Below are 13,513 nucleotides of genomic sequence, written 5' to 3' on the forward strand. Positions count from 1 at the left end.
CGGCCCGCTGGTGATCCGCTATCGCGGCGGCAAAACCGTGCAGGTGCAGCTGGATCTCGACGAGCAGGGCCAGCAGCTGGCGTTCAGCCAGATCCGCATCGCGCCCAACCGGCACAGCATCGGCTGGCTGGCCTCCTATGGCTGCGGGCGGGCGCAACCTTGCCCGCTGGCGCTGGTGGTCTGGCATGAGGGGCGGCCGGTGCTGCGGTTTGTGGCGCATCATGGGGTGATCGAGAGCTGGCAGTTTCTCGCCGGCGGCCGCCAGGTGGCGGTGCAGACGCGCCAGCCGGATGGCGACACACGCTATTGGCTGCTGGCCACCGCCTCGGGCCTCGCCATCGCCGATTGGCAGCCCGCTAGCGGCGCCCGCCGCCCGGCCTGGCTGGCCTTCTTCACCCGCGCCCATCCGCCTTAAGCGCGCGGCGCGGAATTTGCATCGCTGCCGCCAACAACGCCGCGAAAGGAGCCGGAATGTCGCTGTATTTCGAGCATACGAAACAGACCGCCGCCGCCCTGGCGCAGAGCCTGCGCGAGCGCCAGATCAAGCAGCTGCGCTTCGAGCTGCCGGACCTGGCCGGGCTTTCGCGGGGCAAGACGGTGCCGATTGCGCATGTGGAATCCTATGCGCGGGACGGGCTCAACCTCTATGGCGGCACGGTGACGCTGGATAGCGCCTCCAACCCGATCGCCGGGACGGGCTATAACGAGGATATCAATTTCGCCGATTGCCTGATGGTGCCGGATCCGGACACGGTCAGCGATGTGCCCTGGATCCCCCATACCGCGCGGGTGATCTGCGATACCAAATGGTATGACGGCACCCCGCAATATGCGGCTCCGCGCACCGTCTTGAAAACCATGCTGCAAAAAGCCGCCGAGATGGGATTCGGCGTGAAGATGGGGCATGAGTTCGAGTTCTATGTGGTCGATCTGCAAACCCGGCAGCCGCTTTATACAGGCAATCCGATTTTCGTGACCGCGATCACCCATCGCCACCCGGCGCTGGAGGGGCTGATGCGGGTGTTGGCGGAAAGCGGCGTCGACATGATCACCGCCAATGGCGAATTCGGGCCGGGGCAGTGGGAGCTGAATTTCGCCGCGCTCGATGGCATCGCGGCGGCTGATAGGGCGTTCGTGTTCAAGAACACGGTGAAGGAATATCTGCGCGGCCAAGGGCTGCTGGCCACCTTCATGACCAAGCCTTATGCGCATCTTTCAGGCTCCTGCTCGCATTTTCACCTCTCGCTGTTTGATCTGAAGAGCGGGGAGAATCTGTTTCTGGACAAGGCGGACCCGGATGGGATGAGCGCTTTGATGAAGAGCTTCACCCAGGGCATTCTCGACCATGCGCCGGCGGCGCAGGCGATCTGGAATCCGACGCCGAATTGTTATCGCCGCATCCGGCCAGGAACCTTCGCGCCCTCCAATATTTCCTGGGGGGTGGAGGATCGCTCAGCCTCGGTGCGGATCAAGGCGTCGAAGGATAAGAGGCAGCATCTGGAGGTGCGGGTGCCATCGGCTTTGTCCAACCCGTATCTGACTGCGGCGGCGAGCCTGGCGGCGGGGCTGCTCGGGGTGCAGAGCGGAGCGGTGCTGGCGCCGGAGCGCAAGGGGTTGAAGGAGGCGGATGGATCTTTGGCCAAGCTGCCGACGGAGATTCATGAATCGCTGGCGGCGTTGCGGGCGGATGCGGCGTTGAGCGAGATGCTGGGCGCGGAATTTGTGAAAATTTACACCATTGTGAAGACGGCCGAGATCAACCGTCTGCGCGATGAAATCCCGGCGGCCGAGACGGCGGAGTATTTCGATCTTTATTAGAGCCTGAGCCGATCTTGGCGATATCCGTGGCGCTTGCGGAAATCCCGCTTAAAGGCGCCAGATTTTCAGATGCGCCTTGCCATGCGCGCGCTCGGCCAGAGGCTCGGCAATCTCCAGCGTCTCGCCCGGCCCCATCTCGGCGACGATGATCGCCCCCGGCGCGATCCAGCCTTTTGCCGTTAGCGCCGCCAGGGCCGGGGAGATCAGCGCCTCGCCATAAGGCGGGTCGAGGAACACCAGGTCGTGCGGGTTGCCGGCGGGCGGGTGCAGCGCGTCGGCGGTGAAGAGTTTCGCGCTCTCCACTTTCAACCCCGCGATATTGGCGCGCAGGGCGGCACCGGCCTCGCGGGAGTGTTCGATGAAGCTGGCACTGGCCGCCCCGCGCGAGAGCGCTTCCAGCCCGTAAGCGCCGGTGCCGGCGAAGACGTCCAGCACCTTCGCCTCTTGCAGATCGCACCAGGGGGCGTGGGCGAGAATGTCGAACACCGCCTGGCGGGCGCGGATATTGGTGGGGCGGGTTTCGCGGCCCTCGGGGGCGGCGAGCACGCGGCCCCTCCAGCGCCCGGCGATGATGCGCGGGCCGGTCATTTCGTCCCCCTCATTTCGCCAGACCCGGAACCTGCTCGCGCAGGATCTTGCCCGGCACTTCCTCGGCCGCGCCGCGCGGCAGCTGGCCGAGCTGGAAGGGGCCGTAGGCGACGCGGATCAGGCGTGTCACCGGCAATTCCAGCGCCTGCATCACCCGGCGGATTTCGCGATTCTTGCCTTCGCGCAGGCTCATCGAGAGCCAGGTATTGGAGCGCTGCTGGCTGTCGATGGCGGCTTCGATCGGGCCGTATTTCACCCGCTCCACCACCATGCCGTCGGCCAGGCGCTTGAGCTTGTCAGGCGAGACACCGCCATGCACGCGCACCCGGTAGCGGCGCAGCCAGCCGGTGGCGGGCAGCTCCAGCTGGCGGGAGAGGGCGCCGTCATTGGTGAGCAGCAGCAGCCCCTCGGAGGTAAGATCCAGCCGGCCAATGGAGATCAGCCGTGGCAGGCCTTGCGGCAGGCGCTCGAACACGGTCGGGCGGCCTTCGGGGTCTTTATGGGTGGTCACCAGACCGTCCGGCTTGTGGTAGCGGAACAGCCTTGTGCGCTCGGGCTCGCTCACCGGCTTGCCGTCCACCAGCACCATGTCGCCGGGCTTCACGAAGGTGGCGGGCTGGGTGACGGGCTCGTTATTCATCCGCACCCGGCCGGCTTCGATCATCGCCTCGGCATCACGCCTACTGGCCACCCCGGCGCGGGAGAGGAATTTGGCGATGCGCTCGCCGCGCGCTTCGTCTTCGGGGGGCGTGGTCGCTTCGGTCATTGGCAGGCCTCGATAAAGGCGCGGTAGAGGGCGGCATCGCCCGCATCCACGAGATATTCCGGGTGCCATTGCACCCCGATGCAGAATTTCTGGGACGGGTCCTCGATGCCTTCGATCACCCCGTCCGGGGCGATGGCGTTCACCACGCCGCGTCCGGCGGATTTCACCGCCTGGTGGTGGGAGGTATTCACCTGCATCACCGGTCCCGTGATGCTGAACAGCTTGGTGCCGGCGAGGATCTCGACCTTATGGCCGGGCTCGTAATGGCTGGTTGTCTGCTCATGCGCCAGCGCGCCGGGAATCGCGTCCGGGATATGCTGGTGCAGCGTGCCGCCGAGGGCGACGGCGAGCAGCTGCTGCCCGCCGCAAATGCCCAGCACCGGCATGTTGCGGGCCATGGCGCCGCGCAGGAAGGCCAGCTCGGCGGTGGTGCGATCCGCCTTCAGCTCTACCGTTTCGTGGGTCTCGGTGTCGCCATAGAGGGCGGGGTCGACATCGAAGGCGCCACCGGTGACGATCAGCCCGTCCAGCCGGTCCAGATAATCCTCCGCCAGGCCCGGATCGTGCGGCAGCGCCACCGCCAGCCCGCCATGGGCGGCCAGGGCGTGGGTATAATTCTGGCGCAGCGCGTACCAGGGATATTTGGACCAGCCGCCGGCGGGTTCCGCATCCAGGGTCAGGCCGATCAAGGGGCGTTTCTTCATGGCGCTAACTAGACCTTCCGAGGCTGTTCAGGCAAATCCGACGCCATGACCACCCCGATGCAACTGGCGCTGGAGCAAGCGCGGCAGGCCGCCGCCGAAGGCGAGGTGCCGGTGGGCGCGGTGGTGACCGACGCGCAAGGGCAAGTGCTGGCCCTGGCGCGCAATGCGGTGGAGGCGGGGCAGAACCCGCTTTTGCACGCTGAGTATCTGGCGCTGACAGCCGCGCGCGCGGCGCGCGGGGGCAAATATCTGGCCGATTGCACGCTGAGCGTCACACTTGAGCCTTGCGCCTTCTGTGCCGGGGCCATCGCGGCGCTGCGCGTCGGCAAGCTGGTGTTCGGGGCCTATGATCCCAAGACCGGGGCGGTGGAGCATGGGCCGCGTCTGTTCACCCAGCCGACGACGCACCATAAGCCGGAAGTGATTGGCGGGGTGCGCGAGCAGGACTGCGCGGCGCTGCTGACGGATTTTTTCCAGGCGAAGCGCGATGCCTGATTTGAGCCATGAGACGCGCATCGGTGGCCGGGTGGCGGGGCTGGATGAGGTTGGGCGCGGGCCGCTGGCCGGGCCGGTGCTGGCCGCCGCCGTGGTGCTGCCGCCCGTGCTGCCCGCCGGGCTGGCGGCGATGCTGGATGATTCCAAGAAGCTGAGTGCCAGGAAGCGCGCGGCGGCCTTGATCGCCCTGCGGGCCTCGGGGGCGGACATCGGCGTCGGCGCGGCGTCAGTGAAGGAGATCGAGCGGCTGAATATCCTGCACGCCTCGTTTCTGGCGATGCGCCGGGCGGTGGCGGCGCTGCCTTTGGCGCCAGAGCATCTGCTGGTGGACGGCAACAAAGCGCCGGGCACCGCGCTGCCTTGCACGCTGCTGGTGGGGGGCGATGGAATTTCGCTCTCCATCGCCGCCGCCTCGATCGTCGCCAAGGAGATCCGCGACCGGCTGATGCGCCAGCTGGATGCGCGCTACCCGCATTATGGCTGGGCGAAGAATGCCGGTTATGCGGCGGCGATCCATCGCGCGGCGATCATCGCGCATGGGCCGACGCCGCATCACCGCATCGGCTTCGGGCCGCTGTTGCAGCGCGCCCTCTGGGCAGAGGCGGATATCTCGCTCTAGACTGGCCGAGCCGCCCCGGTTGTCCCCTGCGTCTCCCTCTGGAAAAGGCCCAAACCCTTGCCCTCCTTGCCGCGCTCTCCCTTCGCCATCGCCCTGCTGCTGACCGCCTTGGGTGGGCTGCCCTTTCTGGCTGGAACCGGGCTGGCACTTCTGTTTCCGCGCTTCGCGGCGCCCGGCACGGCGGCGGTGATCGCCTATGGCGCCGTGATCCTGTCCTTTTTAGGGGCGGTGCATTGGGGGGCGCTGGTGGGCGGCGCGGCGCCGCGGCCTGAGGCGACAAAATGGGCGGGGCGGATTTTAACGCTGGGCGTGCTGCCCTCGCTGGTCGGCTGGCTGGCCCTGCTGGTGCTGCTGCTGGGGCAGGCGCCGCGCGCGGCCTTGTTGCTGCTGGCCCTGGGATTCGTCGCCACCTTGCTGGGCGAGGCGCTGGGGTGGCGCGCCGGGCTCATCGCGGGGCGCTATCTCGCCCTGCGATGCGCGATTTCCACGCTGGTTGTGGTCTTGCTGCTGGCCTTGTGGCAGGGGCAGCCGGCCGTCTAGATTTTATTTAGGCGTTCAATTTGAACGCTTGATGCTCCAAGTTTTGTTTTAGCGAGCAATTTCATGTGTTTATCTTGACGCTGGCGCGTCAACCCAAACACATATTCCTCTAAGGCCCGCCGGCTACTTGCCGAGCGCGCTGCCGGCGACCGGCTGCTGCATCAGCGCATCCGCGCTGGGGGCCTGCGGGCTGGGGAGTTTTTGCACTTTCGGCTGATATTGCGGCGGCAGGAAGCCGACCAGCCAGGTCGCACCCTGATAGGCAATGGGCAGAGAGCGGGCATCGACGATCGGCTTTGGCCATTCAGTCGAGGGCTCGGCCATGCCCAGTGCGATATAGGCGATGAACAGGATGATGGCGCCGCGCGCGATGCCGAAGACGATGCCGAGCGAATGGTCCAACCCCGAAAGCGGCGATTCGCGCACCAGCCCGCCGATCAGCCCGCTGACCAGGCTGAGCACGATCAGCACCACCAGGAACACCGCCGCCATGGCGCCATAGATGGCGAAATGCTGCAGCCCCTTGGGCAGCAGCGAGGCGATGTAAGGCTGCACCGGCGCATAGAATTTCAGGCAGGCGAGCAACGCGCCGAGCCAGGCGCCAACCCCCAGCACCTCGCGCACGAAGCCACGGACCATCGAGAACAGGGCGGACAGCGCCACAACCCCCAGCACCACCGCATCGACCCAGGTCATTCAGCCTCCTTGCGTTTCGCGCCGGGCTTCTGGCCGGTGGCGATGATGCCAACTAGGTCCGTCAGATGCCCGATTTCAATCAGGGAAAGTGTTTTGGGCACGCTGAGCTTGGCGGCGCCGCCGGCCACGCGCTTAGGGCCAGCCGCACGGGCGAAGCCGAGCTTCGCGGCCTCCTTCAGCCGCAGCTCGGTCTGCGCCACCTGGCGCAGCTCGCCGGAGAGGCCGATTTCGCCGCAGAACACCATTTCCGGGTCGGTCGGCACGTCGGACGCGGCGGAGATCAACGCCGCCGCCACCGCGAGATCGGCGGCGGGCTCGTTGACCCGCAAGCCGCCGGCGACGTTGAGATAGACATCGTTCATCGAAAGCTTCAGCCCGCAGCGCGTCTCCAGCACCGCCAGCAGCATCGAGAGCCGGCCGGAATCCCAGCCAATGACCGAGCGCCGGGGCGAGCCGCCAGGGTTGGGCGAGAGCAGGCACTGGATTTCCACCAACACTGGGCGCGAGCCCTCCAGCCCGGCCAGCACCGCGCTGCCCGCGACATTGCCGCGCCGCTCCGCCAGGAACAAAGCGGAGGGGTTGGCGACCTCGGAGAGGCCGCGCCCGGTCATCTCGAACACGCCGATCTCGTCCGTGGCGCCGAAGCGGTTTTTCATGCCGCGCAGGATGCGGAACTGGTGGCCGCGATCGCCTTCGAAATGCAGCACGACATCGACCATATGCTCGACCACGCGCGGCCCGGCGAGGGAGCCTTCCTTGGTCACATGGCCGACAAGGAGCAGGGAGAAGCCTTGGGTTTTGGCGGCGCGGATCAGCTCGAAGGCGCTGGCGCGGACCTGGGTGACGGAGCCCGGCGCGGAATCGATCCCCTCCGCCCACATGGTCTGGATGGAATCGATCACCACCAAAGCCGCATCGGGATATTGGCTGAGGCTGGCGAGGATATCGCCAAGCTGGGTGGCGGCGGCGAGGCGCAGTGGCGCGTCGGAGAGGCCCAGGCGCAAGGCGCGCAGGCGGATCTGGTCGATCGATTCCTCGCCGGAGATATAGAGCACCTCCTGCCCGGCGCGGCCCAGGGCGGCACTGGCCTGCAGCAGCAAGGTGGATTTGCCGATGCCGGGATCACCGCCAACCAACACCACGGAGGCGGGGACAAGGCCGCCGCCGAGAACACGGTCGAACTCGGCGATGGTGGTGGGGATGCGCGGCGGCGGTGGGGAGATGCCTTCCAGTCCGACGAACTCGATCTTGCTGCCAGCGCGTCGGGCGCCATCCTTGATGCCGCCGGGCAGCGCCTTGGGGGCGGCCTGTTCCTCCAGCGTGTTCCATTCGCCGCAGGCCTCGCAGCGCCCGGCCCATTTCGGAAACACCGCCCCGCAGGCGGTGCAGGCGAAAATTTTAGCTTGCTTGGCCAAAATCAGCCCGGCTGCCAGCCGTAATTCTTGGCCAGGAAGGCCAGAAGCTGCGGCTGCTCGGCCGGGACGATGGCCAGCGCGGTGAGGGCGTTGGCCAGCACCGTGGCGGGCTGCAAGGAGATTGAGCTGGCCTGGGCGGCGGCGGCCACCGCCTCGCTGCCGGCGGCCTCGATGGCGGCGCTGCGCCAGATGGAGACCGCGCCAGGGTCGGTCAAGCGCGGCAGCACCATCAGGAAATCCAGCCGCGCGGCGGCGGCGGCGGCCTCATAGGCGGAGGCGAGCAGCGGGCTGACCGTAGGGCCCAGCGTGCTGGGCAGAGCGAGGCCGGGGAAGAGCGGGTCCGGCCCCACGCTGCCGCCCGGGCCGGGGGCGCCGATGCAGAAGGCCGGCACCGCGCCAGAGGCGATGAGCGGGGTGATATCTTCCGGCACGCCTTCGCCGCAGATGAACACGGCATCCACCGTGCCGGCGATGAAGGCGCGGGTTTTCTCGTCGTTGGAGTGCAGGCCGAAGACCGGCACGGTGGCCACGCCCAGCCGGGCGAGCGCGAGCAGCGCGGCCAGATCATCGCTTTGCGTCTGGGCGGCGCCGAGGCGCAGCGGGCTGCGTTGTTGCAGCGTTTCCAGCGTCGGCACGCTGCCTTTCGGGGCGCGCAGCATCAGCACGCCGGAATTGAAGCCGGCGAGCAGCGGGGTCCATTGCGTCGGGTTGAAATGCACCCGCGAATCGCCGGTGAGGAAGGCGATCAAGGCGGCGCCGGGCAGGATGGCGGCGCTGCGGCCATCGGGCACCATCAGCGCATCCAGCCGGTTGGCGCCGGTGACGCCATCCAGCCCGCCCACCGGCTCGGCGACGATGTTCGGGCTGCCGGGGAAATGGTCGGCGATGGCGAGCGCGAAGGCGTTGCCCCAGCGGCTGGTGGCGCCGCCATTCGGGCCGGCCACCAGCAGGTTCATCGGGCCGAGCGCGGCCTGCGCCATCGCCTGGGCGCGGGCGGCACCTGGCAGCAACGCGGAAGCAGCCAGGGCACCGAGCAGTTGCCGGCGTTTCATCTGGGTTGGACTCCGGTTTCCTCGAAGCCACGGAGATTACGCGCGCCGCTCATTTCGTCAATCGTCGTACTGGACCAGCGTTTCCACCGGCACATCCAGCTTGGCGCGGCCATTCAGGAAGGAGAGCTCGATCACCGCCGCGGCGGCGACGACCTCGGCCCCCACCTTGCGCAGCAGCTCGATGCCGGCCGCCATGGTGCCGCCGGTGGCCAGCAGATCATCCACCACGACGACGCGCGCCCCTGGCTCCACCGCATCGGCCTGAATCTCGACGCGGTCCGTGCCGTATTCGAGCGCGTAATCCAGCCCGACAGTGGCGCCGGGCAGTTTGCCGGGCTTGCGGATCATCACGAAACCGCAGCCGAGCTTGAGCGCCAGCGGGGCGGCGAGCAGGAAGCCACGGCTCTCGACCCCGGCCAGCACGGTCGGGTGATAGGCGCGCACGCGGTTGGCGAGGCGGCCCATGGCCACCTGCCAGGCGTCGGCATCGCGCAGCAGCGTCGAGATGTCGTAGAAGAGGATGCCCGGCTTGGGGAAATCCGGGATGCCGCGAATGTGATCTTTGAGGTCCATGATGGGGTTCCTATAAACGACCCTTGCCCTGCGGCAAATTTTTGGCGCGATTATGCCAGGATGCGGCAGCCGCCTCGTCCGCCGCGCGGGCTTCCACCCAGGCGGTCTCGCCGCCCAGCCGTTCCTCGGCCTTCCAGAAAGGCGCGCCGGTTTTCAGGCAATCGATGAGAAAGGCGGTGGACTCGAGCGCCGCCGCGCGATGCGCGCTGGCGGTGGCGACGAAGACGATCGGCGCGCCGACGGCAAGCCGGCCGATGCGGTGAATGACGATGGCGCCGGCGAGGTCCCAGCGCGCGCGGGCGTCCTCCAGCAGGCGGGTGAGGGCCGCCTCGGTCATGCCGGGATAATGTTCGAGCCGCAAAGCCGCGAGATCGCCGCTGGCGGTCTGGCGGACCAGGCCAATGAAGCTGGCGATGCCGCCGACCCCATCGCCGCCCAGCTGCGCCAGCAGCGCGCCGCTGTCGAATTCCGCCTCCTGGACGCTGACGAGGAACATCCGCTCAGCCGCCGGTCATCGGCGGGAAGAAGGCGATTTCTTTGGCGCCGTCGAGCGTCGCGTCGAGAGGCTGGAATTCCTGGTCGATGGCGCAGCGGATCTTGGCGTCTTCGATGAAGGCGGCTTCATAGCCGGGGCCACGGGTGCGCAGCCATGCGATCAGCCCGGCCGGGGTGGTGATGCCGGGGGGCAGTTCCAGCTCCTCGGCGCTTTTGCCGATGCGCTCGCGCAGCCAGGCGAAATACAGCACCTGCATGGCGTTAGCGCGCATCGCCAGGGGTGGCGGGGGGGATCATCGGCTGGCCGCCCTGCTGGTCATAAAGCGGGCCGCCGGCGGTGACGCCTTCGGCGCCATTCACCTGCGGTCCCTGGCCCGGCGGGTAGGGCGAGGGCAGCGAGGGCATGAAAGCCTGGCCCAGCGGCCGGTTGGAATTGGCTTCCACCTCGCTGAGTGTGGGCATCTGTTTCACCGGGCCGGGCCAGACATCGCCGGCCTGGGTGGCCAGCGGGGTGATGGCGGGATGCTTGCCGATGGCGCGCGCGCCGGTCTCGCTCACCACCGGGGGGGCGTTCGGGTTGCCGAAGGGCCAGGAGGCGTGCTCCAGAAAGGTGCCGCCACCCGCGCAACCGGTGAGGCAAAACGCCGCCATCAGGGCAAGGGGGGTGCGCAAAGACGGTGCTCCTTCAGCGTTGGCTTGTCCGGTTTAGACCAAGCGCTCCAATCAGGAAATCCGCGATCAGCGCCGGTTTGTCCAGGGGCAGCACCGGCACCGGGCAATCCGGCAGGGCGGCATCGCTGGCGACGGCCAGCAGATGCGCATCCGGCCAGGGGGCGGGCTTGCCCAGCGCCGGGCGATAGACCGCCAGACGCGGCAAAGGCTCGGCCTTGAAGCCTTCGATCAGCACCAGATCGACCGGGTTCAGCCGCGCCAGCAGCGCCTCAAGCGGGGCCGGGGTGCGCGAGAACAGGGCGAAGCCGGCCTCGGTGGTGAGGATGACCTCCCGCGCTCCGGCTTGCGCATGCACGAAACTATCCTTGCCCGGCTTGTCCAGCGTGACATTATGGTGGGCGTGCTTGACGCTGGAGACGCTCAGCCCCTGGGCCGTCAGGCAGGGGATCAGCCCCGCGATCAGCGTGGTTTTGCCGGACCCGGACCAGCCGGAGACGCAGAGAACCTCCAAACCCTGTCAGGCGCGCGGGGCGCTGGCGTGGCGCAGCCCGGCGGTGAGATAATCCCAGCCGGTGATCAGCGTCAGCGCCGCCGCCAGCCAGAGCAGCACGAAGCCGATGGCGCCGATATGCAGTGTGCCCAGCCCGATGAAGCGCGACCCGGTATCGCCGAGCAGCAGCAAGCCCAGCGCCACCATCTGCACGCCGGTTTTCCATTTCGCCAATTTCGTCACCGGCAGGCCGATGCGAATCTCCGCCAAATATTCACGAAGCCCGGAGACCAGGATCTCGCGCAGCATGATCACGATGGCCGGATAGATGCCAAAGCCGGGCATATGTTTGAAGCCGACCAGGCACATCAGCGTCGCGCCGATCAGTAATTTATCGGCGATCGGGTCCAGCATGCGGCCGAAATTCGAGAGCTGCGCCCATTCGCGGGCCAGCTTGCCGTCCAGATAATCGGTGATCCCGGCCAGGGTGAACAGCAAGGCCGCGCAGAAATCCGCCCAGGGCGCGCCGATCGCCTCAAGCAGCACCAGCAGCGGGATCGCGAAAATACGCGACATTGTGAGCATATTGGGCAGATCGGTCAGCATTGGCGCGCACCCTAGCGGGGTTTTGGCAACAGCGAAACTGCCCCGGAATTGACCAGGGCGCATTCCAGTCGATATGTTCAAATGAACATATCGCTTCGGAGTCCCGCATGTCCGTTTCACGCCGTCTGCTGCTGGCCGCCCCTCTGGCCCTGACCGCCGCCCAGCGCGCCTTCGCCGCGCAGGCCATCACCGTCGCCTTCGCCGGCTCCATGGGCAAGCTGATGGATAAAGGGCTGAACCCCTTCTTCACCGCTTCGTCGGGCGTGGAGGTGCATGGCATTGGCCAGGGGGCGGTGGCGCTGGCGCGGCTGATCACCGGCGGGGCGATGAAGCCGGACGTGTTCGTGCCGGTCTCCGCCGGGCCGGCGAAGATGGTGCGGGAGGCCGGCTTGGCGGAGAAAGCGGTGCCGGTGGCCAGCACCTCGATGGTTCTGGCCTATTCGCCGGCCTCGAAATTCGCCAGCCAGCTCGCCGCCGCCAAGGGCGCGGACTGGACCAAGATTGTCCTGAACCCGGATTTCCATCTGGGCCGCACCGACCCGACCGCCGACCCGCAGGGCCAATATGTGCTGTTCGCGCTGCAGCTGGCCGAGGCCTATTACAAAATCCCTGGCTTCGCGCGGAAACTGGCCGGGCCGATGCTCAATCCGGCGCAGATTTTCGCCGAGCCCTCGCTGCTGGCGCGGCTTGAGGCTGGCCAGATCGACGCGACTCTGGGCTATAAGAGTGCCGTGGTCTCTCAGAAACTGCCATTCATCGAGCTGCCGGATGCGGTCAACCTGTCCAACCCGGCCCTGGCCAAGAGCGTCTATGACACAGCGCGCCTGACGCTGAAGGAGAAGAACGGCCAGGATAAGGTGATCCATCCCAGCCCGCTGGTATTCTATGCGATGGCGCTGAAGGCCTCGACCAATCCGAAGGCGGCGGCGGATTATGTGAAATTCCTGGCCGGGCCGGATGGGCAGGCGATCTTCCGGCGCTATGGCTATGGCCCGGGCAAGGGAGCTTCGATCTGAAATTCCTGCGCGCCGGGTTTCTGCTGTTCATCCTGGCGTTTCTGCTGGCGCCGCTGAGTGCGTTCATCGGCCATGATGCATTCTGGCAAGGTATAACGCTCAGCGGCCAGGACTGGTTTTCCATCGCCACCTCGCTGCTCGGCGGGGCAATGGCGCTTTGCATCATCGTGCTGATCGGCACGCCGCTGGCCTTCTACCTGGCCCGCGCCCCTGGCCGGCTGGCGCTGCTGGCCGAGGCGGTGGTGCTGATGCCGATGCTGATGCCGACCCTGGCGCTGGGCATCCTGATTGCGGTGACCTATGGCCCGGCCGCGCCTCTGGGCCGGGCCTTCGCCGCCATCGGCATCACCCTCACCAACACCCCGGCGGCCTTTCTGCTCGCCACCATCTATGCGGCGCTGCCCACCTATGTGATCGCGGCGCGCGGCGCCATCGCCCAGGTGCCGGAAGAGTATGAAGGGTTGGCGCGCACGCTGGGGGATGGGCTGTGGGCGGCGCGGCTGCGGGTGACCTTGCCGATGGCGCGCAAGGGGCTGGCGGCGGCACTCTCGCTGGCCTGGGTGCGGGCCTTGGGGGAGTTCGGGATCATCCTGATCGTCGCCTATTACCCGGCCGGGATGCCGGTGCAGCTCTGGACGGATCTGCAGGATCTCGGGCTGCAGGCGGTGTTTCCGCTGGTGGCGGTGTTTCTGCTGGCGACCTTGCCGGTGCCGCTCTGGCTCTCGCTGCGGGCGCGGGCCGCGTGATCGCGGTCGATCTGCGGCTGAGCGCCCCGGTGGCGCTGCATGCGGCCTTTCCGGTGCGGGGCTTCACCGCGCTGCTGGGCCGCTCCGGCGAGGGCAAGACTTCGCTGCTACGGGCCTTGGCCGGGCTGCTGCCGTCTGCCGGCGCGCCTTGGGCGGGGCTGGCGCCGGAGCGCCGGCCGGTGGGGTATCTGCCGCAGGAGACGCTTTTATTTCCGCATCTCA

General features: G+C 67.5%; 20 protein-coding genes. 8 read left to right on the forward strand and 12 right to left on the reverse strand.

Going from position 1 to position 13,513, the window contains the following annotated elements; translation table 11 throughout:
- The coding region (locus tag MXAZACID_RS14020; protein WP_008495107.1) for a hypothetical protein at positions 1 to 415 on the forward strand (415 nt) is incomplete at its 5' end.
- A 56-nt stretch (positions 416 to 471) separates the two neighbouring features.
- On the forward strand, positions 472 to 1,818 hold the full coding sequence (locus MXAZACID_RS14025; RefSeq protein WP_008495108.1) for a glutamine synthetase family protein: 1,347 nt from the start codon (positions 472 to 474) through the stop codon (positions 1,816 to 1,818).
- Positions 1,819 to 1,866: 48 nt separating this feature from the next.
- On the opposite strand, the gene rsmD is transcribed toward MXAZACID_RS14025, so the two are convergent.
- Genes rsmD through MXAZACID_RS14040 form a run of 3 tightly spaced genes read right to left on the reverse strand, consistent with a single transcriptional unit; the run spans position 1,867 to position 3,876 of the window.
- Positions 1,867 to 2,406, reverse strand: a complete 540-nt coding sequence (rsmD, locus tag MXAZACID_RS14030) for a 16S rRNA (guanine(966)-N(2))-methyltransferase RsmD (RefSeq protein ID WP_008495109.1) — start codon at positions 2,404 to 2,406, stop codon at positions 1,867 to 1,869.
- Positions 2,407 to 2,416: 10 nt separating this feature from the next.
- The gene (locus MXAZACID_RS14035) at positions 2,417 to 3,172 is read right to left on the reverse strand and encodes a pseudouridine synthase (RefSeq protein WP_008495110.1); all 756 of its coding nucleotides are present in this window, start codon (positions 3,170 to 3,172) and stop codon (positions 2,417 to 2,419) included.
- A complete protein-coding gene (locus MXAZACID_RS14040) occupies positions 3,169 to 3,876 on the reverse strand; it encodes a gamma-glutamyl-gamma-aminobutyrate hydrolase family protein (RefSeq protein WP_008495111.1) in 708 nt (235 codons plus the stop codon). The genes MXAZACID_RS14035 and MXAZACID_RS14040 overlap by 4 nt, the downstream gene beginning before the upstream one ends.
- Positions 3,877 to 3,921: 45 nt before the next feature.
- On the opposite strand from MXAZACID_RS14040, the gene MXAZACID_RS14045 reads away from it, so the two are divergent.
- The 3 genes from MXAZACID_RS14045 (at position 3,922) to MXAZACID_RS14055 (ending at position 5,530) form a co-directional block, all read left to right on the forward strand.
- The gene (locus tag MXAZACID_RS14045) at positions 3,922 to 4,371 is read left to right on the forward strand and encodes a nucleoside deaminase (RefSeq protein WP_008495112.1); all 450 of its coding nucleotides are present in this window, start codon (positions 3,922 to 3,924) and stop codon (positions 4,369 to 4,371) included.
- Positions 4,364 to 4,990, forward strand: a complete 627-nt coding sequence (locus MXAZACID_RS14050) for a ribonuclease HII (protein WP_008495113.1) — start codon at positions 4,364 to 4,366, stop codon at positions 4,988 to 4,990. Before MXAZACID_RS14045 ends, MXAZACID_RS14050 begins: the two co-directional genes overlap by 8 nt.
- Positions 4,991 to 5,056: 66 nt before the next feature.
- Positions 5,057 to 5,530, forward strand: a complete 474-nt coding sequence (locus tag MXAZACID_RS14055; protein ID WP_026439148.1) for a DUF3429 domain-containing protein — start codon at positions 5,057 to 5,059, stop codon at positions 5,528 to 5,530.
- Between the two features lie 123 nt (positions 5,531 to 5,653).
- Here MXAZACID_RS14055 and MXAZACID_RS14060 read toward each other — a convergent pair whose 3' ends face one another.
- The 9 genes from MXAZACID_RS14060 to pgsA are packed head-to-tail and all read right to left on the reverse strand — an operon-like array spanning position 5,654 to position 11,529.
- On the reverse strand, positions 5,654 to 6,226 hold the full coding sequence (locus tag MXAZACID_RS14060) for a CvpA family protein (protein ID WP_008495116.1): 573 nt from the start codon (positions 6,224 to 6,226) through the stop codon (positions 5,654 to 5,656).
- Complete coding sequence (gene radA / locus MXAZACID_RS14065) at positions 6,223 to 7,641, reverse strand: DNA repair protein RadA (RefSeq protein ID WP_008495117.1); 1,419 nt, start codon at positions 7,639 to 7,641, stop codon at positions 6,223 to 6,225. Before radA ends, MXAZACID_RS14060 begins: the two co-directional genes overlap by 4 nt.
- A gap of 2 nt (positions 7,642 to 7,643) precedes the next feature.
- Positions 7,644 to 8,693 (reverse strand): hypothetical protein, encoded by a 1,050-nt coding sequence (locus MXAZACID_RS14070; protein ID WP_008495118.1) that lies wholly within the window; start codon positions 8,691 to 8,693, stop codon positions 7,644 to 7,646.
- 57 nt (positions 8,694 to 8,750) lie between these two features.
- Complete coding sequence (locus MXAZACID_RS14075) at positions 8,751 to 9,266, reverse strand: adenine phosphoribosyltransferase (protein ID WP_008495119.1); 516 nt, start codon at positions 9,264 to 9,266, stop codon at positions 8,751 to 8,753.
- A 10-nt stretch (positions 9,267 to 9,276) separates the two neighbouring features.
- Positions 9,277 to 9,762, reverse strand: coding sequence for a molybdenum cofactor biosynthesis protein MoaE (locus MXAZACID_RS14080; protein WP_008495120.1), 486 nt, complete (start codon positions 9,760 to 9,762; stop codon positions 9,277 to 9,279).
- A gap of 4 nt (positions 9,763 to 9,766) precedes the next feature.
- On the reverse strand, positions 9,767 to 10,018 hold the full coding sequence (gene moaD / locus MXAZACID_RS14085; protein WP_039885399.1) for a molybdopterin converting factor subunit 1: 252 nt from the start codon (positions 10,016 to 10,018) through the stop codon (positions 9,767 to 9,769).
- Positions 10,019 to 10,022: 4 nt separating this feature from the next.
- Entirely contained in the window at positions 10,023 to 10,433 is a 411-nt protein-coding gene (locus MXAZACID_RS17975; protein WP_008495122.1) for a hypothetical protein, read from the reverse strand.
- A gap of 13 nt (positions 10,434 to 10,446) precedes the next feature.
- The gene (mobB, locus tag MXAZACID_RS14095) at positions 10,447 to 10,944 is read right to left on the reverse strand and encodes a molybdopterin-guanine dinucleotide biosynthesis protein B (RefSeq protein ID WP_008495123.1); all 498 of its coding nucleotides are present in this window, start codon (positions 10,942 to 10,944) and stop codon (positions 10,447 to 10,449) included.
- A gap of 6 nt (positions 10,945 to 10,950) precedes the next feature.
- Positions 10,951 to 11,529, reverse strand: coding sequence for a CDP-diacylglycerol--glycerol-3-phosphate 3-phosphatidyltransferase (gene pgsA, locus MXAZACID_RS14100; protein WP_008495124.1), 579 nt, complete (start codon positions 11,527 to 11,529; stop codon positions 10,951 to 10,953).
- Between the two features lie 107 nt (positions 11,530 to 11,636).
- On the opposite strand from pgsA, the gene MXAZACID_RS14105 reads away from it, so the two are divergent.
- From MXAZACID_RS14105 to MXAZACID_RS14115, 3 genes are all read left to right on the forward strand, one after another.
- Positions 11,637 to 12,545, forward strand: a complete 909-nt coding sequence (locus MXAZACID_RS14105; protein ID WP_008495125.1) for an extracellular solute-binding protein — start codon at positions 11,637 to 11,639, stop codon at positions 12,543 to 12,545.
- Positions 12,546 to 12,694: 149 nt separating this feature from the next.
- Positions 12,695 to 13,291, forward strand: a complete 597-nt coding sequence (locus tag MXAZACID_RS14110; protein ID WP_008495127.1) for a molybdenum ABC transporter permease — start codon at positions 12,695 to 12,697, stop codon at positions 13,289 to 13,291.
- Positions 13,288 to 13,513: ATP-binding cassette domain-containing protein (locus MXAZACID_RS14115; protein ID WP_008495128.1), on the forward strand; the 226-nt coding region annotated here is incomplete at its 3' end. The genes MXAZACID_RS14110 and MXAZACID_RS14115, both read left to right, overlap by 4 nt.

Source organism: Acidocella sp. MX-AZ02 (assembly GCF_000306035.1).
Lineage (GTDB): Bacteria > Pseudomonadota > Alphaproteobacteria > Acetobacterales > Acetobacteraceae > Acidocella > Acidocella facilis.